The organism is Burkholderia sp. BCC1644, from assembly GCF_902833225.1.
In the GTDB taxonomy this organism is placed as follows: domain Bacteria; phylum Pseudomonadota; class Gammaproteobacteria; order Burkholderiales; family Burkholderiaceae; genus Burkholderia.
The window spans coordinates 98,296-119,553 of the sequence record NZ_CADFEI010000004.1 but is presented as its reverse complement, the minus strand read 5'-3'; the positions used below and the strand labels follow the sequence as shown (position 1 = coordinate 119,553).

Sequence of the window (21,258 nt, the reverse complement as noted above, 5' to 3'; positions counted from 1 at the left end):
CGTCGTTCCCTCGATCAGAAGTGCAGGCCCGGCGACAGGCTCGCGGGCAAAGTCAGTTGCGTGCTTTCCACCGACGCCATCGGATACGCGCAATAGTCGGCCGCGTAGTACGCGCTCGGGCGATGGTTGCCCGAGCGGCCCGTGCCGCCGAACGGCGCGGCGGACGATGCACCGTTGGTCGGCCGGTTCCAGTTGACGATCCCGGCGCGGATCGTGCGGCGGAAGTGCTCCCATGCCTTCTCGTCGTCGGCCAGCAGGCCGGCGGACAGGCCGAACGCCGTGTCGTTCGCGCGCTCGATCGCGTCGTCGAACGTCGCGTAGCGGACGATCTGCGCGAGCGGGCCGAAATGTTCCTCGTCAGGCAGGTTCGCGACGTTCGTCACGTCGACGATCGCGGCATTCACGAAGCCGAGGCGCGGATCGCGCTGCGTCATCGCGATGATCGGCTTCGCGCCTTGCTCGATCAGGCGCGACTGTGCGTCGACCAGCTTCGCGGCCGCACGGGCCGAGATCACCGCGCCCATGAACGGCTGCGGATCGGCATCGAACACGTCGGCCGTGATCTTCGACGTGACGTCGGCGAAGCGCGCGAGGAAGCGGTCGCCGAACGCGCCCTGCGGCACGAAGATGCGGCGCGCGCACGTGCAGCGCTGGCCGGCCGACAGGAACGCCGACTGGATCGTGTGATGCACGGCCGCGTCGATGTCCTCGACTTCGCCGATCACGAGCGGGTTGTTGCCGCCCATCTCGAGCGCGAGCACGATTTCCGGACGGCCGCCGAACTGCTTGTGCAGCAGCGTGCCCGTATCGGAGCTGCCCGTGAAGAACAGCCCGTCGATCTGCCGATGGTTCGCGAGCGCGATGCCCGTGTCCTTCTCGCCCTGCACGAGGTTCAGCACGCCGGCCGGCAGCCCTGCATCCTTCCACACTTCGACCGTCGCGCGCGCGACGCCCGGTGCGAGTTCCGACGGCTTGAACACGACCGCATTGCCGGCGATCAGCGCGGGCACGATATGGCCGTTCGGCAAGTGGCCGGGGAAGTTGTACGGACCGAACACCGCGACGACGCCGTGCGGGCGGTGGCGCAGCACCGCGACGCCGTCGGCCATGTCCTGGCGCTTCTCGCCGGTGCGTTCCTGGTACGCCTGGATCGAGATGCCGACCTTCGCGGCCATCGACGCGACTTCGGTGCGCGCCTCCCACAGCGGCTTGCCCGTCTCGCGGCCGATCGCGGTCGCGATGGCTTCCTTGCGTTCGTTGAGCAACGCGGCGAAACGCTTGGCGATCGCGCAGCGCGATTCGAAGTCGAGCGCCGACCAGCCGGCGAATGCGCGGCGCGCGCTCGCGACCGCGCGGTCGACGTCGGCCGCTGACGCGCTTTCGCCCTGCCACGCGATCTCGTCGGTGCCCGGGTTGCGCGAAGCGAACACGGGGCCCGAGCCTGCGACCCAGGCGCCGTCGATGAAGAGTTCCGTCATGATTCGTTTATCCCTGTTTGACTTTGAGCGGCAGCACGCGAACCGGATCGCCGGCCTTCACGTCGAGCGCGACGGCATCGTCGGCCGACAGCACGAACGAGCCGTTCGCGACCACGCCCGGCGCGACGCCGACGCGGAAATCGCCAAGCGACGTATTCGACACGAGCGACTTCGGCGGATGGCCGCCCCGCGCGCCTTCGCCCGCATCCGGCTCACCGATCGCGACCGGCACGACGACGCTCTCGCGCACCGTGCGCAGGTCGTTGACGTGGCATTCGAGCACGGGGCCCGCGTCGAAGATGTCGACGTGATTCTGGTAGCGCAGCCCTTCCGCCTCGAGCATCTTGCGGGCCGGCAGCGTGTCGCGGTGCGTGAGGCCGACCGCATCCTGGGCATCCTGCGGCAGCAGGTCGACGTACACCGGGTAGCGCGGCATCAGTTCCGCGAGGAACGACTTGCGGCCGTGCGAGCTCAGGTAATCGGCCGCGTTGAAATCGATCTGGTAGAAGTGCGAACCGACTGCACGCCAGAACGGCGACGTGCCGTCCTCGTCGAAGTGGCCGCGCAGTTCCGCGCAGATGCGTTCCGGGAAGCGCTCGCGGAACTGCGCGATGAACATGAAGCGCGAGCGCGACAGCAGGCCGCCGACGCCGCCCGTGCGATAGCGCGGGCTCAGGAACAGCGAGCACACTTCCGCGTAACCCGTCAGGTCGTGCGAGATGTTCAGCGCGGACATGCGCGTCCACACGCCGAGTTCCTGGCTCGCGTGCACGACCGTGCTCACGCGATAGTTGTAGAACGGCTGTTCGAGGCCGACTTGCGTTTCGATCCCGCACACGCCCGCGATGTCGCCCGTCTTCGATTCTTCCATCACGAAGAAGTAGCCGGCCTCGCCCGGCGCGGCCTGCCCGTCCAGCGTGCGGCGCGCGCGCTCGATGCGCGCGGCGAGCGCGTCGCGGTCGGGCTTGAACGTGGTCAGGCCCGGCCCGGTTTCCTTCGCGAGCGACACGAGCGCGTCGACATCGCCCGTTTGTACGACCCGAACGACGATCATGCTGCGTCTCCCTTCAAATCTTCATCGTCGCGACGGTGCAGCGGCACGCAGCGCACGACATCGCCTTCCTGCACATCGAGCGCCGCGCGCACGTCGCCGGCCAGCGGCGCATGGGCGCCCCGCGCGTCGGCCGCATCGCCCGGCAGGTCGGCCAGCACGCAGCGGAACGATTCGCCGCTGCCGGTCGATACCATGTATGCGACATCGCCCTGCTGGTGCGCGGCCTCGCGCACGACACGCTCCGTGCCGTGCTTCACGCACGCGGTGCGATCGACCTGCGCGGTCAGCACCGGGCCCGCGTCGAAGATGTCGACGAAGCGGTCGGGCTCGAAGCCTTCCTCGAGATGGATGTCGTACGCGAGCAAGGCCGTTTCGTTCGGCTCGCCGAGCACGCGCTGCGCGGCTTCCGGCAACAGCGGCACGTAGAGCGGATAGGCCGGCATCACTTCCGCGATGAACGTGCGGCTGCGGCCGCCCGAGGCGATGTCGACGTCGGTGAAGTTGCGGCCGAAGAACTTGCGCCCCACTGCTTCCCAGAACGGCGATGCGCCGTTGCCGTCGCTCACGCCGAGCAGCAGCGTGAACACTTCCGGCGTGAAGCGGCGGCGGTTTGCGGCGATGTACATCATCCGGGCGCGCGAGATCAGGTGCGCGGCTGCGTCGCCGCGCAGCGACGGATCGACGTAGAAGCCCGCGAGCCGGCTCTTGCCGGTCAGCTCGTGCGACATCGTGAGCGCGTGGATCTTGCGGTTCACGTGCAGCTCGCGCGACGCGTGGATCAGTGCGTCGTTGCGGAACGCGTAGAACGGTTCCGAGTAGCCGGCCGCGGCCACGATGCTCGCCGTGCCGAGCAGCTTGCCCGTCGACGAATCCTCGAGCACGAAGAGGTAGAACTCCTCGCCGGCGAAGTCGACGTCCGCGCGAAACGAATCCTCGGAGAGCGCCACGCGCGCTTCGAGCGCCGCGCGGTCGTGCGGCAGCGAGTGCAGGACCGGCTGCGCGGTGCGCGCCATGTGCGCGAGCGCATCGAGATCCGTGAGTTTGCCGGGGCGAACAAATAGCATCGTCGTTCCTGTCTGCGATGGGGGCGCCGATCAGCGCGCGGTGGCTTCCTGGGCGGCGAGCACCTGTTCGACTGCCTTCTCGAAGCGCTTCATGCCTTCATCGAGCAGGTCGAACGGGATCACCAGCGACGGGACGAAGCGCAGCACGTTCGGGCCGGCGATCAGCATGATCAGGCCGTTCTCTGCGGCGGCCGTGACGAAGTCCTTCGCGCGGCCGTCGAATGCCGCGGTGAGTTCGGCGCCGACCAGCAGGCCCTTGCCGCGCACGTCCTTGAAGATGCCGAAGCGCGCGTTGATGCGTTCGAGCGCGCCCTTCAGGCGCACGCTGCGTTCGCGCACGCCTTCGAGCAGTGCCGGGGCACCGATCAGTTCGACGACCTTGTCGGCGATCGCCGATGCGAGCGGGTTGCCGCCGTACGTCGTGCCGTGCACGCCGACCTTGAAGTGCGCGGCGAGTTCGTTGGTCGTCAGCATCGCGCCGATCGGGAAGCCGTTGCCGAGTGCCTTCGCGGTCGTCAGGATGTCCGGCGTGACGCCGGTATCCATGTATGCGTAGAACTGGCCCGTGCGGCCGACGCCCGTTTGCACTTCGTCGAAAATCAGCAGTGCGTCGTTCGCGTCACAGGCTTCGCGCAGTGCTTTCAGGAAGGCCGGATCGGCCGGGATCACGCCGCCTTCGCCTTGCACGGGTTCGACGATCACGGCGCAGGTTTGCGGGCCGATCGCGGCCTTTGCGGCTTCGATGTCGTTGTACGGCAGGTGCTTGATGCCGGCCGGCACGGGGCCGAAGCCTTCCGAGTATTTCGGCTGGCCGCCGACGCTGACCGTGAAGAACGTGCGGCCGTGGAACGACTGCACGAACGAGATGATTTCCGCTTTATCGGCGCCGTGGCGGTCGAACGCGACGCGGCGCGCGAGTTTCAGGGCGGCTTCGTTCGCTTCCGCGCCCGAGTTCGCGAAGAATGCGCGGTCGGCGAAGGTCAGCGATTCGAGGCGCTTCGCGAGGCGCAGCACCGGCTCGTTCGTGTAGCCGTTGCCGATGTGCCAGAGCTTGCGGCTTTGTTCGTCCAGGACTTTCAGCAGTTCCGGGTGGCCGTGGCCGAGGGAGGTCACGGCGATGCCGCACGCGAAATCGATGTACTCGCGGCCGGCCGTGTCCCACACGCGGGAGCCCTCTGCGCGATCCGGCACGAACGGGGCGGGAGAAAATACCGGCACCATCACTTCGTCGAATGTCTGGCGGTTCACGGTCGAGGTCGTCATGGTCGTTCCTTTCGGTTTCGTAAGAGGGTTCAACAGGATCAAGTTTAGGTAAGGGCGACGCAAGCGTCTTGCGGATTTGCGACGGGTTCTATCGGAAGGTTTTGGTTTTTGCCCTCTCGGGCGGGTTCGGTGGGTTCTTCGTTGGGTGTCGGTATTTTGAGGCTTTTTGGGTGGTTCGCCTTTGTTTGGCGTGAAGCACCTGTGATCGTGTCGGTCTATTGGCGTCGCCCCTGCGCGGGGCGGCGGTTACTTTTCTTTGTCTTGCCAAAGAAAAGTAACCAAAAGAAAGGCGCCCGGAAAACGCATGACTTCCCGGTGCCGTGGTCGTCAGAGTGGTTCGCATCTAAGCGTCCGCGCCAGTCAGGAACACGGAGTGGTTCGAGCAATGGTTCTGACACCACTCCCTACCCAACAGAGCGGTATACCGCCCGCCAGCTCCGCCCTCGCTTCGCTCGGCCGACAGGTACACCCCCTCCAGTAACGCTTGAGGTCAATCAGCTCCCGCAATCGCGGGCGAGCCCCCGGATTCGGCAAATCAAGGCGCGCCTTCATTCGCAAGGAAAAGGGGACGCAGCAAGCAGGTTCGCACGCACGAAAACATGCGGCGCGAGACGTTATCAAGCACCGTCGATGGCAAGCAGTCCGATAGGTGCGAATGATGTGAGTAAAGAGAAAGCCGCGGCAGTTGATGCAATGCAGACAGAAGCACGCGAGCGCATGCAACGCGACGTGAAGCACCTTGCAGCCGAGCGAAGCGAGGATGGAGCTGGCGGGCGGTATACCACTCTGTTGGGTAGGGAGTGGTGTCAGAACCATTGCTCGAACCACTCCGCGCTCGCAACTGGCGCGGACACTTAGATGCGAACCACTCTGACGACCATGGCACCGGGAAGTCATGCGTTCTCCGAGCGCCTTTCTTTTGGTTACTTTTCTTTGGCAAGACAAAGAAAAGTAACCGCCGCCCCGCGCAGGGGCGACGCTAATAGACCGACACGACCACAGGTGCTTCACGCCAAACGCAAGCGAACCACCCAAAACAAAATCAATCCTTCCCCCCGCGCTCAACCAACGCGCCCCCGCGAGGCTCACTACCCCCGCCGGTCTGCTTCTCGAGCCACGCTCGCCGATCCTCCCGAGGCGTGACCCCGAACCTTTCGCGGTACGCGTTAGAGAAGTGCGCAGCAGAAGAGAACCCACAGGCGAGGCTGACCTGAACGACAGACTTGCTGGTCCGCTGCAACTGCGTGCGTGCCTTGAGCAATCGGAGATTGAGGTAATACTTGGAGGGCATCGCCCCGAGATACTGTCGAAAGAGCCGCTCCAGCTGCCGGCGTGAAACGCCGACGAGTTCGGCGATCTCATCCGTCGTCAACGGATCCTCGACATTGGCTTCCATGAGCTGCAACGCATCGTTCAACCGAGGATGCCGCTCGCCCGGCGCGGTCACGAAAGGAATTCGCTGCCGCTCTTCGCCGCTGCGCAACGTCCCGACCCCGAGTGCATCGGCAATCCGCTCCGCGAGGTCCGCCCCATGTTCCCGGCCGATCATGGCCAGCATGAAATCGACAGTGGCCTGCCCACCCGCGCACGTCGCCCGATCCCGATCGATTTCGAAGATCTGCTGCGTGACGATCGACCGCTCGAACTGCTCGGCGAACTGCTGATACGTCTCCCAGTTCACGCTCACGCGATACCCGGAAAGCTGCCCGGCCATCGCGAGCCACCACACGCCGTGGTGAATGCCGGTCACGACCGGCGTGCGCTGCCCGACCCGCGCGAGACTCGCAAGAAACAGCCGGTAATCGGCAAACTGCTGGAACCGCTCCGTCACGACGATCAGCCAGTCGCACGCGATCGCATCGTTGAACGCCGCGTCGGCATGCCACTGCGCACCGCCCGCGAGCGGCACGGGCCGCCCGTCCCACGAACACACCTGCCAGCGGTACAGCAACCGCCCGTCGATCTCGTTCGCCAGATTCAATGCATCGACGATCGGACCCACACCCGACATCGACACGGGCGGCAATGCAACGATCGCCACCTGCGTCGTGCGGGTGGCGCCTGCGGGACGAGACACCGGTACCACGTTTGAAACCTGCCCTGTCGCGTTACTTGAGACTGCCCGACAGGAACTGCTTGAGCCGCTCGCTCTGCGGGCGCACCAGCACCTCCTTCGGATCGCCCTCTTCCTCGGTCCGCCCCTGATGCAGGAACATCACATGATTCGACACGTTGCGCGCGAAACCCATCTCGTGCGTCACGACGATCATCGTGCGGCCTTCCTCGGCGAGCTTCTGCATCACCTTCAGCACTTCGCCGACGAGTTCCGGGTCGAGCGCCGACGTCGGCTCGTCGAACAGCATCACGTCCGGATGCATCGCGAGCGCACGCGCAATCGCCACGCGCTGCTGCTGGCCGCCGGACAGATGCGACGGATACTGCTTCTCGACGCGCGGCGGCAGGCCAACCTTCTCCAGGTACTCGCGCGCGCGCTCCTCGGCTTCCTTCTTCGAAATGCCGAGCACGTGCACGGGCGCTTCCATCACGTTCTCGAGCACGTTCATGTGCGCCCAGAGGTTGAAGTGCTGGAACACCATCGCGAGCTTGGTGCGGATGCGCTGCAGCTGCTTGTGATCGGCGACTTCGAGCGCGCCGGCACGGTCGGCCTTCGTCCGCACGGCCTCGCCGTCGACGACGATCTGCCCCGCATTCGGCCGCTCGAGGAAATTGATGCAGCGCAGGAACGTGCTCTTGCCCGAGCCGCTCGCACCGATGATGCTGATGACGTCACCGGCCTTCGCGTTCAGCGACACGCCCTTGAGCACCTCGTTGTCGCCATAGCGCTTGTGGATGTCGAGCGCCGCAAGCTTGGTGGCACCGTTCGTTTGAGTGATCTCGGCCAACTGGCTCTCCTCGATGTGAATCAATGACGGGCGGCCGCGAGATACGCGAGCCAGTGGCGCTCCGCGCGGCGAAACGCCGCGACGAGTGCGAAAGATACCGCAAGATAGATCAGCGCGGCGATTCCGAACGACTGGAACGCCATGTAGGTCGCGGAATTCGCGTCACGCGCGACCTTGAGAATGTCCGGCACGGTCGCCGTGAACGCCACGGTCGTCGCGTGCAGCATCAGGATCACCTCGTTGCTGTACAGCGGCAACGCACGGCGCAGCGCCGACGGCAGGATCACGCGGCGGTACATCGTGAACGGCGACATCCCGTACGCGCGCGCCGCCTCGACCTCGCCATGCGGAATCGCCCGGATCGCGCCGGCGAAGATCTCGGTGGTGTACGCGCAGGTGTTCAGCGCGAACGCGAGAATCGCGCAGTTGAAGCCGCTGCGGAAGAACGCGTCGAGCAACGAGTGCGACCGCACGAATTCGAGGCTGTACATGCCCGTGTACATCAGCAGCAACTGCACGTAGAGCGGCGTGCCGCGGAACACGTACGTGTAGAACCGTACCGGCATCGACACCCACTTCTTCTTCGACACGCGTGCGACCGCGAGCGGCACCGCGCACACGAAGCCGAGCGAGATCGACGCCACGAGCAGCCACAACGTCACCGCGAGGCCGGAGATGCGCTGGCCGTCCCAGAAAAGGAACGCCTTGCCGAATTCCTGGAGGATCTCGATCATAGTTCTGCGTGCCGCACGCCCGTGGAATAACGCTTCTCGAGCTGGATCAGCACGAGGTTGGAAATGGTCGTGATCGCGAGGTAAATCAGCGCCGCGACGAGGATGAAGAAGAACATGTTGAACGTGCTCTTGCCGGCGTCCTGCGCGGCCTTCACGACGTCCGCGAGGCCGATGATCGACACCAGCGCGGTCGCCTTCACGAGCACCTGCCAGTTGTTGCCGATGCCCGGCAGCGCGAAGCGCATCATCTGCGGAAACATGATCCGCACGAACACCCGCGCACCGCTCATCCCGTAAGCCGCGCCGGCCTCGAGCTGGCCGCGCGGCACCGACAGGAACGCGCCGCGGAAGGTCTCGGTGAAGTACGCGCCGTAGATGAAGCCGAGCGTCAGCACGCCGGCCACGAACGGGTCGATGTCGATCTGGTCCCAGCCGACGAGGTCGGTGAACTGGTTCAGCCAGATCTGGATGCTGTAGAACAGCAGCAGCATCAGCACAAGATCGGGCACCGAGCGGATCAGCGTCGTATAACCGGTCGCGATCGCTCGCAATACCCGGTTGGGCGACAGCTTCGCCACCGCGCCGATCAGCCCCAGCGCCACCGCAGCGGCGAGCGACAGCACCGACAGCTCGATGGTCTGCACGGTGCCGGCCCAGAGGACGGGACCAAAGCCGTAAAGGAACACGCGCGTCTCCAGAGTTGGAATGAATGCCGACGCGTCTGCCTGTCCCGCGCCGGGCTGACGCGGATAGTCGCAAGCGAAATTGATTGCCTCAAATCACCTTGCGTGCGATTGCTGCATCGCAGCAACCCGTCCCACCATTTGCGACCGGTCCCTACGTCGCTGTTTCAAAAGGAAAAAAGCCGCTTCCTGACAGTCGGATGACACGCAGGGAAGCGGACTTTTTGCAATTTTCCGGTCGCTTTTTCGATATAGCGCCGAAGGCGGCCGCGCTTACCGCCCCTTCAGGATGTCGGAGCGCGAAGTCGTATAGACAAGGCCGTCCGGACCGAAATGGACGTTGAAGAACGCGTCGGTGTTGACGCCGTCCTCGAGCCAGCGCCAGCTCCAGACCGTCTCGGGCTTCAGCGGATACTGCGCGATGTCGCCGGGCTTGCCGAGCAGGCGCCGCACCTCGTCCTCGTTCATCCCCGGGCGCACCTTCGCGAAATTCTCGGCGGTCAGCACCTGCGTCGCGCCCGCGTAGCGCCCGTTCGCATCGAGATCGACGAACCAGGTCTGGTTGCCCATCGGGCCGCGCGGATATTCGTAGCGCTTCGAGCCGTCGGTGAACTCGCGCACGATCTCGGGCTTGCCCATCGTGCCGCGCACGTCGGCCTCGGTCGATTCGCCGACCTTCAGCCCCTTCAACAGCAGCGGCGCGGGCTTGATCGCGTTGAAGAAGTCCCTGATACGTTGCACGTCGAGGTCGCCTTGCTTGTCGTCGCAGCCGGTCAGCGCCAGCGCGGCGGCCAGCATCGTCACGGGAAGCAGCCGGAATCGGAAAATCATCGGAAGAAATGCGCGTGAAGAAAACACGCGGCAAGGATACCCGTGCGACGCCAAAAGCGCGAGACGGGCGCGCGGCCCGTCTCGTGTTCAATGCGTCGTTTCGGTTTCGGTCTCTGCTTCGGACACGCGGCTCGCCGGTTGCGGCGCATGCGGTGCGGTCGGCGGCGCGCCGACGCGGCGGCGCGTACGCACGAGCTCGGCAAGCTGCCACGAGCCGAGCGCCAGGCAGCCGAACAGCACCTCGCGGCCGCGCTTGACCACCGCGAGCGACAGCGCCGCCTCGCGGTCGACGCCGAACATCTGCGCGAGCAGCACGACGGTCGCCTCCTGCACGCCGAGGCCGCCCGGCACCATGAACGCCGCATGCCGCACGGCCTGCGTCATCGCTTCGATCGCGATCGCGCCGCCGATCGACACCGGATGGCCGAGCAGCGCGAGCGCCCAGTAGATCTCGAGTGCGCCCAGCACGTAGCCGGCCAGCTGCCAGAAGAATGCGCTGAACAGCAGCCCGGTGCGCGACATCAGCGAGTCGATGTCGGCATCGAGCCGCTTGCCGTCGACGCCCTGCAACAGCCGGTGCGAATCGCCGAGCAGGCGCCCCGCGAACCGCTCGATCGCATGGAAAATCCCGCCGCGCCGCATCAGCACGACGCCGAGCACCGGCAACGGCAGCGTCAGCAGCAGCGCGAGGCCGATCGTGCCGCCGCCCATGTTGTCCGTCGTCGCGAGCAGCAGCACGAGGCCGAGCGCCGCGAATGCATACTGGACGACGATCGTCACGAGCACCTCGACGATCACCGACGCGGTGACGCGGCTCGCGTCGGGCACCTGCCAGCGCGCCAGCCGGATGCCGACGATCTCGCCGCCGATCCCGACCACGGGCAGCAGCCGGTTCACGGCCTCGCGCACGGTCGCGATCCACCAGAGGAACGGCAGCGACGAGCGCTTGTCGAGCAGCAGGTGCCACGCGTACGCATCGAGCAGCAGCGGCAGCCCATGGAACGGCACGAGCCACAGCAGCGCGTAGCCGGCGCGCGCGAGCATCTGCGACACGTCGCCGACGCCTTCGTGCAGCCCCAGCGCGAGCAGGATGCCGATGCCGATCGGCCAGCCAAGCCATTTGATCCACTTGCTCATGACGGCTGCGCTCCCGGTGCGCGCGCCGCGTGCGCACCGCTCCGTGCCGCGGGCTGGCCGAACACGTCGGCAAAGCCGCCGGTCGCGACGCCCGCCGCCTTCAGCGCGGCCGCGACGCGCGGCGACAGCAGCGCATCGAGTTCGTCGGCCGGACGGTACGCGGCCATCGTCGGCGTGATCGGGCCGTCGCCGGCCTCGGCCGGATGGCAGTAGATCTCGCCGACGCCCGGCGGCAGCTTGGCCAGCGCGTCGAGCAGCACGGCCTCGTCCATCGCGCCCGTCTGCTCGATCCCGACCACGTAGTCGTTGTGCGCGAGCCCTGCGCGGTCGAGCCGCGCGCGCACGAGCGCGATCCACGGCTTGAGCAGCGCGGGCGCGCTCGTCTCGTACGGCAGCCGCACCGCACGCAGCCCGTAGTCGCGGCCGATCTCGATGATCATCGACAGCACGGTCGGATGCAGGTGGAAATGCTTGTGCGCGTTCACGTGGTCGAGCGGCAGGCCGCTCGCCGCGAACGCGTCGAACTGCGCACGGATCTCGCGGCGCAGTTGCGCGCGAACGTGCGGCAGGAAGAAGAAGCGACAGCCGTCCTTCGCCATCGCGTCGCCGAACCGCCCGTCGCGACCGACGAGCGCGGGAATCTCATGCGCGGGCAGCGTGGCCGGCCCGTCCGCGAGCACCAGATGCAGACCGACCGCGAGCGACGGCAGCCGCCGCGCGCGTTCGATCGCATCCTGCGCGGCGCTCGCGCCGACCATCAGGCTGGCGGCGTTCAGCACGCCGTCGCGATGCGCGCGCTCGACTGCCGCATTGACGCGCGGGTGCAGCCCGAAGTCGTCCGCGGTGAAGATCAGCGCCCGCGCCGCCCGCTGCGTCGCCACGGATTACGCCTCGTGTGCGCGCAGGAAGCGGAAGAACTCGACGCCTTCACGCAGGCGACGCTTCATCATGTCCCAGCTCGTCAGCATCTCGCGCACGATTTCCCAGATCTTCGACGGACGGAAGTAGAACTGGCGATAGAACTGCTCGAGGTGGTGATAGATCTCGTCGCGCGACAGGTGCGCGTAGCCGATCGCCGCGAGCTGCACGCCTTCCTTGCTCACCAGGTTGATGGTCTTGTTCTCTTCCATCCAGCCGTTTTCCACGGCCTGCTTGTAGAGCGTCGTGCCCGGATACGGCGCGGCGAGCGAGACCTGGATCGTGTGCGGATTGATTTCCTTCGCGTACTCGATCGTCTTCTTGATGGTCTCCTGCGTCTCGCCCGGCAGGCCGAGGATGAAGGTGCCGTGGATCTTGATGCCGAGCTTCTTGCAGTCCGCGCTGAAGCGGCGCGCGAAATCGGTGCGCACGCCCTTCTTGATGTTCACGAGGATCTGGTCGTCGCCGGATTCGAAGCCGACCAGCAGCAGGCGCAGGCCGTTTTCCTTCATGATCTTGAGCGACTTGTACGGCACGTTGGCCTTCGCGTTGCACGACCACGTGATGCCGAGCTTGCCCAGACCGATGGCGATGGCCTCGGCGCGCGGCAGGTCGTCGGTGAAGGTGTCGTCGTCGAACATCAGTTCCTTCACTTCCGGCATGTTGTCGCGGATCCACTTCGCTTCCGCGAGCACGTTCTCGACCGAGCGCGTGCGGTAGCGATGGCCGCTGACCGTCTGCGGCCACAGGCAGAACGTGCAGCGCGACTTGCAGCCGCGACCCGTGTAGATCGACACGTACGGGTAGTTCAGGTAGCCGATGAAGTAGTTGTCGATCTTCAGGTCGCGCTTGTAGACGGGCGCGACGAACGGCAGTTCGTCCATGTTCTCGAGGATCGGACGCGCTTCGTTGTGCTCGATCGAGCCGTCCTTCGCGCGCCAGCTCAGGCCCTTGATCTCGGGGAACGGCTTGCCTTCGGCGATTTCCTTGCAGGTGTAGTCGAATTCCTCGCGGCACACGAAGTCGATTGCGTCGCTCGCCGTGAGCGAGTTGTGCGGATCGACCATCACCTTCGCGCCCACCATGCCGACCAGCATCGACGGCTTCATCTTCTTCAGATCCTGCGCGAACATCGCGTCGGTCGGGAACGACGGCGTGCTCGTGTGGATGATCACGAGGTCGTAGTCGTTGGCGATCTTCAGCGTTTCGTCGACCGACAGGCCGTCGGCCGGCGCATCGAGGACGCGGCTGCCCGGCACGAGCGCGGCCGGCTGCGCGAGCCACGTCGGATACCAGAAGGAACGGATTTCGCGCTTAGCCTGATAGCGCGAGCCGGCTCCGCCGTCGAAGCCGTCATACGAAGGGGCCTGCAAGAACAGCGTTTTCATGAATGCTCCGGTAGCCTGCATAGTTCGTTTCGTTGCAACGATTCAGTCAAAAAACCGCGGGCCGCCGTGCCGGCGCCCGCCTCTCTGTCATGTCGCGCCGCGCGGCTTCGCCGTGCAGCGCGTCTCGGCCCTCGGGCCGGGTTCGATCGACGGCCCTAGCGGCCGTCCACTGCTTCCACTGCGGCTGTCGCGCGTTCACCGCCGACGACCGTCATCCTTGCGCCGCGCCACACGACGTGCGTGCCGAACGCTGCCGCGAGCCACTCGAGCGCCAGCAGCGTGTCGCGCACCGCGACGAGCGGCAGGTCGCGCCAGAACGCGCGCCAGCCGTCTTCGCCGCGCGCGTGCAGCACGAGCCGCCCGAATGCGCCGACCACGGCCGCCCCGCCCGCCAGCGTGCCGGCGAAGGTGCCGTCGAGACGCAGCGCGAGCGCCGCGCCGATCGCGAGCCACGGCACCGTAAACGTAATGAACAGGAACGCGAAGCCGGCCGGATTCAGCGAACGGATCGTGCGCAGCCAGCGCGTCTCGCGGTGCCACAGCGGCCCGAACGACGGCTCGATCACGTCGGTCGCAACCTCGACCTCCGACAGCACGGTGCGCCGCCCGAGGCGGCGCGGCAATTCGGCCAGCCAGAAATCGTCGGCCAGTTCGTCCTTCAGTGCGAAAAAGCCGCCGATCCGGTCGAGCGTGTCGCGTGTCAGCGCGAGCGTCGCACCGAAGCCGAAGCGGCTCGAGCGGCCGAGGTGCGTGATCCGCACCGACGGCGCGAACCATGCGTCGACGAATTGCGCGCCGATCCGCGTCCAGAACCCGCCGACGCTGCGCGCATGATACAGGCACGTGACGACACCGACCGACACGTCGGCGAGCGGCGCCGTCACGCGCTCCAGATAGTCGGGCTGCACCGCGATATCGCTGTCCGCGATCACGATGCGGCCGTATTTCGCGCGCGCGGCGAGATTGATCAGGTTGCTGACCTTCAGGTTCTTGCCGTGCACGCGCGCGTCGATCACCAGCGTGATGTCGCACTCGGGATAGTCGGCGCGCAGCCGCTCGACGACGGCGATCGCCGGATCGGCCGACGACGCGACGCCGAACAGCACCTCGTAGCGCGGATGGCGCTGCTCGCAGAACGTCGCGAGGTTTTCGTACAGGTGCGGCTCCGCGCCGCACAGCGGCTTGAGCACGCTGACCGGCTCGAAACCGTCGCGCGCAGCGGTGCGCGGCGTACGCGGCCGCGGCGCGAACGCAGCGACGAGCGCATAGCCGGCCGCGGCCAGCGTGAACGCGATCAGGAGCCAGTCGAGCAGCGTTGCGGTTGGCGTCATGCGCAACGCCTCCCGGCGACCTGAACGCCACGGAGAACGCTTGAGCGTGATTGAACGTGATGCGGTATTCCGACTACGACGAACGCGGGCACGACCCGACTCCTTGTTCCAGCAGCGTCTGTAATGGGGGAAAGCACGACCCGTTATTCGGGTACGGCCATGCCCGGCTTCGCGTGGCTTCGCTCCGCGCAATGCCCGGACGGGATGCGGGAAGACTCGAATGGCTACCATCGGCACAACATGGGCAGGCGCCGGATTTTAGCAGTCTGCGGCACCCCGCGCTCGGCACTACGCGAAACGGACTGGTGCAATTCCGGCAAAGCTGAGTCGTCGACGAACCTTATCGCCACAGCCACGTTCACATTAGCGTAAGCACTTTGCAGGCGTATTGCAGTCTTGAAAATCAAACGTTTCGTGCAAATTTGTATGTCGATGCGGATTCACGTCCAATCGCCGTAAAGATTGGTAATTAACCAGCGATTGGTTTGATTTTTGCAACAATCGAGGTATTCGACCCTGCACCCCTGTAAGGCGCATGGGTATCGGCGCGTCGCCAGCACGTTCCGGAACCCTTTGGCAAAATCCTTGGCATTTGTTGCGTAAGCGCATCACCGCGCTCCCCCATTCGAAGGCCACCCGATGACACCGTTTTCCGTACTCGATCTCGCCCCCATTCCGGCCGGCGCCGACGCCTCGCAAGCGTTCCGTAACACCGTCGATCTCGCGCAGCACGCGGAACGCTGGGGCTACCAGCGCTACTGGCTGGCCGAGCATCACAACATGCCAGGCATCGCGAGTGCGGCCACCGCCGTCGTGATCGGCCATGTCGCGGGCGCGACGCAGACGATCCGCGTGGGCTCGGGCGGCATCATGCTGCCGAACCACGCGCCGCTCGTGATCGCGGAGCAGTTCGGCACGCTGGCATCGCTGTATCCGGGGCGCATCGACCTCGGTCTCGGCCGCGCGCCCGGCACCGACCAGACCACGTCGCGCGCGCTGCGCCGCGACCTGATCGGCAGCGCCGACTCGTTTCCGGACGACGTCGCCGAGCTGCAGCGCTACTTCGCGGAGCCGGTGCCCGGCCAGCGCGTGCGTGCGGTGCCCGGCGCCGGGCTCGACGTGCCGGTGTGGCTGCTGGGTTCGAGTTTGTTCAGTGCGCAGCTCGCCGCGATGCTCGGGCTGCCGTTCGCCTTTGCGTCGCACTTCGCGCCGGACTACCTGATGCGCGCGCTCGAGATCTATCGCGCGCAGTACCGGCCGTCGGCCGCGTGGCCGAAGCCGCACGCGATGGTCGGCGTCAACGTGTTCGCCGCGGAGACCGACGACGAGGCACGTCGCCTGTTCACGTCGCTGCAGCAGCAGTTCATCAACCTGCGGCGCGGTACGCCGGGCAAGCTGCCGCCGCCCGTCGACGTGCTCGAGGCAAACGAGCTCGAGCTCGCGACCGTCGCGCATTCGCTGTCGTTCGCGGCGGTCGGCTCACGCGACACGGTGCGCGACAAGCTGCGCGATCGCATCGCGCAAACCGGCGCCGACGAGCTGATCGTCACCGCGCAGATCTACGATCACGCCGCCCGGCTGCGCTCGTTCGAACTGACCGCGCAGATTCGCGACGAGCTCGCGAACGAGACGCGCTGACGGCACGGCCGCGCGCCCCGGCGCACCTGCCCCGCGTTACTGCGGGTGCACGGCGTCCAGCCCGTCGAGCAGCGCCTTGTGGAACGCGTCCGGATCCTGGATCTGCGGCGCGTGCCCGAGCGCCGGGAATTCGACGAGCTGCGCACCGGGAATCGCGGCCTGCGTGCGCTTCGCGAGTTCCGGGTAGCGGCCGAGCTTCGCATGCACGTCGGGCGGCGAAACGTCCTTGCCGATCGCGGTCGTGTCCTTGTCGCCGATCATCAGCAGCGTCGGCACGCGGATCGCGCCGAGTTCGTAGACCACCGGCTGCGTGAGGATCATGTCGTAGATCAGTGCGGAGTTCCACGCGACCGCATCGCGGCCGGCGCCGCGATACATGCCGGCCAGCATCTGCACCCAGCGCTCGTACGACGGCAACCACTTGCCCGCGTAATACGTCGCCTGCTCGTAGCGGCGAATGCCGTCGGCCGTCGTCTTCTGCTCGCGCGCATACCAGTAGTCGACCGACAGCGGCGGCACGCCGAGCGCCTTCCAGTCCTCGAGGCCGATCGGGTTCACCAGCACGAGCTGGTCGGTCGCCTTCGGATACATCAGCGCATAGCGGATCGCGAGCATCCCGCCGGTCGAATGGCCGACGATCGTCGCCGACTTCACGCCGACCGATTCGAGCAGCGCGTGGGTGTTGCGCGCGAGTTGCTGGAACGTGTATTGATAGCGCTCGGGCTTCGACGATTTGCAGAAGCCGATCTGGTCCGGTGCGATCACGCGGTAGCCGGCGCGGCTCAGCACGCCGATCGTGTCCTCCCAGGTGGCCGCACAGAAGTTCTTCCCGTGCAGCAGCACGACGGTGCGGCCGTTCGGATGGGCAGGCTGCACATCGAGAAACGCCATCTCGAGCGTTTCGCGCTGCGACACGAACGTGTACAGGTGCACGGGCGCCGGATAGGTGAACCCTTCCAGGCGCGGGCCGTACGCGGGCCCGTCGTTGCCGGCGGGCGTCGCGGCAACGGCCCCGGCAGGCATGGCGCACGCGGCGGCGGCCGCGCCGAGCACGGCGGCGCGCGCAACGGACAACATCTTGCAAATCGAAAGCATGGCGATCACGGTGATTGGAGACGCACGCGGGCAAGCCGGGCCGCCTCGCGCCCCGCGATTCTACGCGGTCGCGCTGACGACGGCGCGCAACACTCCGGTGCGGCGCGACTTCCGCGCGTGCGACGAACTCGGGTATCGTGTGACGTGACCCTGAAACGCGTGCAGGCGATTCCCATGAAAAACGTCCTCAGCATTCAGTCGCACGTCATCTACGGCCATGCCGGCAACAGTGCGGCCGTGTTCCCGATGCAGCGCCTGGGCGTCAACGTCTGGCCGCTCAACACCGTCCAGTTGTCGAATCACATGCAGTACGGCCATTGGGCCGGCAGCGCGATCGATGCCGCGAAGATGGAACAGCTCGTTGACGGGATCGCCGCGATCGGCGCACTCAAGCGCTGCGACGCCGTGCTGTCCGGCTTCCTCGGTTCGCCGCCGCAGGCGCGCGCCGCCGTCGAGATCGTCCGCTCGGTGAAGGCAATGAATCCGGACGCGTGGTACTTCTGCGATCCCGCGATGGGCCAGACAGGCGGCATTCGCCCCGAGCCCGGCGTCGAGGAATTCATGGTGCAGGAAATGCCCGCGCTCGCCGACGGCATGTCGCCGAACCACACCGAACTGCAGAAGCTTGCCGGGCGGCGCATCGAGACCGTCGCCGAAGCCGTCGACGCGTGCCGCGCGCTGATCCGTCGCGGCCCGCAGATCATCCTCGTCAAGCACCTGCACGACCGCAACAGTCCGGCCGACCGTTTCAACATGCTCGCCGTCACCGAAACCGAAGCGTGGATCGGCCAGCGCCCGCTGTACGCGTTTCCGCGCCATCCGGTCGGCGTCGGCGACCTGACCAGCGCGATCTTCGTCGCCTGCCGGCTGCGCGGCGACTCCGTGCGCGCCGCGTTCGAGCACACGCTCGCGGCCGTGCATGCGGTCGTGAAGGCCACCTACGATGCGCGTCGCTACGAACTCGAACTCGTCGCCGCGCAGGACGAGATCGCCCGCCCGAGCGAATGGTTCGGCGCGTGGGTGACCGACGCCTGACGCACCGGTACCGCCGTCCGCTTCGCCGGCGTGCCGCTCGCGCCGCTGTCTCGCTTCCCCTGCTGCTCCACGACCGCAGCCGCCCTGCGCCCAGATACTGCTTCGCTGCCGCTTCGCCGCACATGCAAACGTTTCCGGACTTCACATGAATGACACCGATTCCTCGCTATGCTCGCGGCGGCACGAACCGGCGCAGCCGCATCCTGCGCCCGGAGCGCGCCCTTCCCGTAGGTCCCGCCAATCGGCTCCCCCCTTTACCGCACGATAACGACCATGACCCGATCGAACCGTCGTGACTTCCTGCGCGTCGCCGCCGGCACTGCCGGCGCTGCCGCGCTGAACCTGTTTCCGCCCGTGATCCGCGATGCGCTCGCGATTCCCGCGAACCGCCGCACCGGCACGATCCGCGACATCGAACACATCGTGATCCTGATGCAGGAGAACCGTTCGTTCGACCACTACTTCGGCACGATGCGCGGTGTCCGCGGCTTTGGTGACCCGCGCCCGCTGCGCCTCGCGAACGGCAAGTCGGTGTTCCACCAGCCCGTCGGCCCGGCCGAACTGCTGCCGTTCCATCCTGGCGCCGACAAGCTCGGCCTGCAGTTCCTGCAGGACCTGCCGCACGGCTGGCAGGACATGCACGCCGCGTGGAACAAGGGCCGCTACGACCAGTGGGTGCCGAACAAGGGCACCACGACGATGGCGTACCTGAAGCGCGACGACATCCCGTTCCACTACCAGCTCGCCGACGCGTTCACGATCTGCGACGCCTACCACTGCGCGATCCCGAGCTCGACCGACCCGAACCGCTACTACATGTGGACGGGCTACGTCGGCAACGACGGCACGGGCGGCGGCCCCGTGCTCGGCAACGAGGAAAAGGGCTACGGCTGGACGACCTATCCGGAAGTGCTCGAACAGGCCGGCGTGTCGTGGAAGATCTACCAGGACGTCGGCACGGGGCTCGACGCGAACGGCTCGTGGGGCTGGACGCAGAACCCGTACATCGGCAACTACGGCGACAACTCGCTGCTCTACTTCAACCAGTACCGCACCGCGCTGCCCGGCACGCCGCTGTACGACAAGGCGCGCACCGGCACCAACATCAGCGCCGGCGGCACGCTGTTCGACGTGCTGCAGCAGGACGTGAAGAACGGCACGCTGCCGCAGGTGTCGTGGATCTGCGCGCCGGAAGCGTATTCCGAGCACCCGAACTGGCCCGCGAACTACGGCGCGTGGTACATCGAGGAGGTGCTGAAGGCGCTCGTGTCGAATCCGGAGGTATGGAGCAAGACCGCGCTGTTCATCACGTATGACGAAAACGACGGCTTCTTCGACCACGTGCAGCCGCCGTTCGCGCCGCAGTCGCGCGACAACGGGCTGTCGACGGTCGCGACGACCAACGAGGTGTTCGCCGGCGACGCGTCGCACATGGCCGGCCCTTACGGGCTCGGGCCGCGCGTGCCGATGCTCGTCGTGTCGCCGTGGACCAAGGGCGGCTGGGTCTGCTCGCAGACCTTCGATCACACGTCGCTGTTGCAATTCATCGAGGCGCGATTCGGCGCGCAGTACCCGGTCACGGCGGCCAACGTGTCGCCGTGGCGCCGCACGGTGTGCGGCGACCTGACCGCCGCGTTCGACTTCGCGACGTCCGATGCCGCCTGGCCGACGCTGCCCGACACGAGCAGCTACGCACCGCCCGACCGCCTGCGTCACCCCGACTACATCCCGGTACCGCCGGCGCTGCAGAAGCTGCCGAAGCAGGAGGCCGGGCTGCGTCCGGCGCGCGCGCTGCCTTACGAGCTGTTCGTGCACGGCCGCGTCGAATCGGTCAACGGCCTGTTCCGGCTGACCTTCGCGAACACGGGCCGGGCGGGCGCCGCGTTCCAGGTGCAGTCACGCAACCGCCTCGACGGCCCGTGGGCATACACGGTCGAAGCCGGCAAGCGGATCGCCGACACGTGGAGCGCCGCGGCATCGCTCGGCCTGTACGACCTCGACGTGTACGGCCCGAACGGCTTCTACTGCCATTTCCGCGGCCCGTTCGCGACCGGCGTCGGCAGCGCGAACGTGAACCCCGAGGTGGTCTACGGCTATGACGTCGCAAACGGCAACATCACGCTGCGCCTGATGAACCGCGGCCACAAGGCCGTGCGGCTCAAGGTCACGAACGCGTACGGCCACGGCCGCTCGCGCACGTTCGACCTCGCGCCGGGCGCGCACGTCGACGACTACTGGGACCTGCGCGGCAGCCACGGCTGGTACGACCTGACCGTCAGCGACGGCCGGTTGCTCGGGTTCCTGCGCCGCTTCGCGGGCCACGTCGAAACGGGCCGTCCGAGCACCAGCGATCCGCTGATCCGCACGCACGCGTCGCACGACGACACCGAAGCCGCATCGGACGCGCTGTCCGACTGACGGCATCGCCTGCGCGGCGCGGGCCCGACGGGCCGCGCCGCGCCTTTTGTCTCGCCCCTCCTTCCCTCCTCTTCGTCCGTTCATTCAGCGACGGGAAACTCCCGATACCGGCCGGCCGCGCCCGCGCGGAAGCTATGCGCAAATCCGCACCGAATGCGCGGCAAATTGCCAAGACCCGGGCATATCGGCGACCTATATATCGAGGCGATCGGGGCTCTTCGCAAAGAGCCTGACGGGAGAGTGTTCCGAGGATCACGATGCCGACCTCCCCGCCCGATTCCGAGAAGC

Annotated in this window: 17 protein-coding genes; 3 read left to right on the top strand and 14 right to left on the bottom strand. The window is 66.7% G+C overall.

The genetic code is table 11. From position 1 onward, the window contains the following. Positions 1 to 14: 14 nt before the first annotated feature. From astD to hpnI, 13 genes are all read right to left on the bottom strand, one after another. Positions 15 to 1,478: a succinylglutamate-semialdehyde dehydrogenase gene (astD, locus tag HWX87_RS09400; RefSeq protein WP_176046883.1), complete on the bottom strand. Its 1,464-nt coding sequence runs from the start codon at positions 1,476 to 1,478 to the stop codon at positions 15 to 17. A gap of 7 nt (positions 1,479 to 1,485) precedes the next feature. After that, complete coding sequence (astA, locus tag HWX87_RS09395; protein WP_176046882.1) at positions 1,486 to 2,532, bottom strand: arginine N-succinyltransferase; 1,047 nt, start codon at positions 2,530 to 2,532, stop codon at positions 1,486 to 1,488. Further along, positions 2,529 to 3,596: an arginine/ornithine succinyltransferase subunit alpha gene (gene aruF / locus HWX87_RS09390; RefSeq protein WP_176046881.1), complete on the bottom strand. Its 1,068-nt coding sequence runs from the start codon at positions 3,594 to 3,596 to the stop codon at positions 2,529 to 2,531. Before aruF ends, astA begins: the two co-directional genes overlap by 4 nt. 30 nt (positions 3,597 to 3,626) lie before the next feature. Then, entirely contained in the window at positions 3,627 to 4,859 is a 1,233-nt protein-coding gene (locus tag HWX87_RS09385; RefSeq protein WP_176046880.1) for an aspartate aminotransferase family protein, read from the bottom strand. A 1,042-nt stretch (positions 4,860 to 5,901) separates the two neighbouring features. Beyond that, positions 5,902 to 6,945, bottom strand: coding sequence for a GlxA family transcriptional regulator (locus HWX87_RS09380; protein WP_176046879.1), 1,044 nt, complete (start codon positions 6,943 to 6,945; stop codon positions 5,902 to 5,904). 22 nt (positions 6,946 to 6,967) lie between these two features. Next, entirely contained in the window at positions 6,968 to 7,762 is a 795-nt protein-coding gene (locus HWX87_RS09375) for an ABC transporter ATP-binding protein (protein ID WP_176046878.1), read from the bottom strand. A 20-nt stretch (positions 7,763 to 7,782) separates the two neighbouring features. After that, positions 7,783 to 8,496: an ABC transporter permease gene (locus HWX87_RS09370; RefSeq protein ID WP_176046877.1), complete on the bottom strand. Its 714-nt coding sequence runs from the start codon at positions 8,494 to 8,496 to the stop codon at positions 7,783 to 7,785. Further along, a complete protein-coding gene (gene hisQ, locus HWX87_RS09365; protein WP_176046876.1) occupies positions 8,493 to 9,182 on the bottom strand; it encodes a histidine ABC transporter permease HisQ in 690 nt (229 codons plus the stop codon). Before hisQ ends, HWX87_RS09370 begins: the two co-directional genes overlap by 4 nt. 270 nt (positions 9,183 to 9,452) lie before the next feature. Then, positions 9,453 to 10,010, bottom strand: a complete 558-nt coding sequence (locus tag HWX87_RS09360; protein ID WP_034186545.1) for a lipoprotein — start codon at positions 10,008 to 10,010, stop codon at positions 9,453 to 9,455. 87 nt (positions 10,011 to 10,097) lie between these two features. Further along, complete coding sequence (locus tag HWX87_RS09355) at positions 10,098 to 11,147, bottom strand: lysylphosphatidylglycerol synthase domain-containing protein (protein WP_176046875.1); 1,050 nt, start codon at positions 11,145 to 11,147, stop codon at positions 10,098 to 10,100. Then, positions 11,144 to 12,028 carry a hopanoid biosynthesis-associated protein HpnK gene (gene hpnK, locus HWX87_RS09350; RefSeq protein ID WP_176046874.1) on the bottom strand — a complete coding sequence of 295 codons (885 nt, stop codon included), beginning with the start codon at positions 12,026 to 12,028 and terminating at the stop codon, positions 11,144 to 11,146. Before hpnK ends, HWX87_RS09355 begins: the two co-directional genes overlap by 4 nt. Before the next feature lie 3 nt (positions 12,029 to 12,031). After that, entirely contained in the window at positions 12,032 to 13,453 is a 1,422-nt protein-coding gene (gene hpnJ / locus HWX87_RS09345; protein WP_176046873.1) for a hopanoid biosynthesis associated radical SAM protein HpnJ, read from the bottom strand. Between the two features lie 155 nt (positions 13,454 to 13,608). Beyond that, positions 13,609 to 14,784, bottom strand: a complete 1,176-nt coding sequence (gene hpnI, locus HWX87_RS09340) for a bacteriohopanetetrol glucosamine biosynthesis glycosyltransferase HpnI (RefSeq protein WP_176046872.1) — start codon at positions 14,782 to 14,784, stop codon at positions 13,609 to 13,611. Positions 14,785 to 15,423: 639 nt separating this feature from the next. Between hpnI and HWX87_RS09335 the strand changes: the two genes are divergently transcribed. Next, positions 15,424 to 16,422: an LLM class flavin-dependent oxidoreductase gene (locus HWX87_RS09335; RefSeq protein ID WP_176046871.1), complete on the top strand. Its 999-nt coding sequence runs from the start codon at positions 15,424 to 15,426 to the stop codon at positions 16,420 to 16,422. 36 nt (positions 16,423 to 16,458) lie between these two features. On the opposite strand, the gene HWX87_RS09330 is transcribed toward HWX87_RS09335, so the two are convergent. Then, positions 16,459 to 17,517, bottom strand: a complete 1,059-nt coding sequence (locus HWX87_RS09330) for an alpha/beta hydrolase (RefSeq protein ID WP_176046870.1) — start codon at positions 17,515 to 17,517, stop codon at positions 16,459 to 16,461. 174 nt (positions 17,518 to 17,691) lie between these two features. Here HWX87_RS09330 and pdxY point away from each other — a divergent pair, with 174 nt between their 5' ends. Together pdxY and HWX87_RS09320 are read left to right on the top strand one after the other, a co-directional pair. Then, positions 17,692 to 18,552, top strand: a complete 861-nt coding sequence (gene pdxY, locus HWX87_RS09325) for a pyridoxal kinase PdxY (protein ID WP_176046869.1) — start codon at positions 17,692 to 17,694, stop codon at positions 18,550 to 18,552. 273 nt (positions 18,553 to 18,825) lie between these two features. Beyond that, entirely contained in the window at positions 18,826 to 20,970 is a 2,145-nt protein-coding gene (locus tag HWX87_RS09320; protein ID WP_176046868.1) for a phospholipase C, phosphocholine-specific, read from the top strand. The last annotated feature ends 288 nt before the right edge of the window (positions 20,971 to 21,258 follow it).

Coding starts and splice junctions, on each gene's coding strand:
- astD (WP_176046883.1), bottom strand. CDS start 1,478: ATGACGGAACTCTTCATCGACGGCGCCTGGGTCGCAGGCTCGGGCCCC.
- astA (WP_176046882.1), bottom strand. CDS start 2,532: ATGATCGTCGTTCGGGTCGTACAAACGGGCGATGTCGACGCGCTCGTG.
- aruF (WP_176046881.1), bottom strand. CDS start 3,596: ATGCTATTTGTTCGCCCCGGCAAACTCACGGATCTCGATGCGCTCGCG.
- HWX87_RS09385 (WP_176046880.1), bottom strand. CDS start 4,859: ATGACGACCTCGACCGTGAACCGCCAGACATTCGACGAAGTGATGGTG.
- HWX87_RS09370 (WP_176046877.1), bottom strand. CDS start 8,496: ATGATCGAGATCCTCCAGGAATTCGGCAAGGCGTTCCTTTTCTGGGAC.
- HWX87_RS09360 (WP_034186545.1), bottom strand. CDS start 10,010: ATGATTTTCCGATTCCGGCTGCTTCCCGTGACGATGCTGGCCGCCGCG.
- HWX87_RS09355 (WP_176046875.1), bottom strand. CDS start 11,147: ATGAGCAAGTGGATCAAATGGCTTGGCTGGCCGATCGGCATCGGCATC.
- hpnJ (WP_176046873.1), bottom strand. CDS start 13,453: ATGAAAACGCTGTTCTTGCAGGCCCCTTCGTATGACGGCTTCGACGGC.
- hpnI (WP_176046872.1), bottom strand. CDS start 14,784: ATGACGCCAACCGCAACGCTGCTCGACTGGCTCCTGATCGCGTTCACG.
- HWX87_RS09335 (WP_176046871.1), top strand. CDS start 15,424: ATGACACCGTTTTCCGTACTCGATCTCGCCCCCATTCCGGCCGGCGCC.
- HWX87_RS09330 (WP_176046870.1), bottom strand. CDS start 17,517: ATGCTTTCGATTTGCAAGATGTTGTCCGTTGCGCGCGCCGCCGTGCTC.
- pdxY (WP_176046869.1), top strand. CDS start 17,692: ATGAAAAACGTCCTCAGCATTCAGTCGCACGTCATCTACGGCCATGCC.
- HWX87_RS09320 (WP_176046868.1), top strand. CDS start 18,826: ATGACCCGATCGAACCGTCGTGACTTCCTGCGCGTCGCCGCCGGCACT.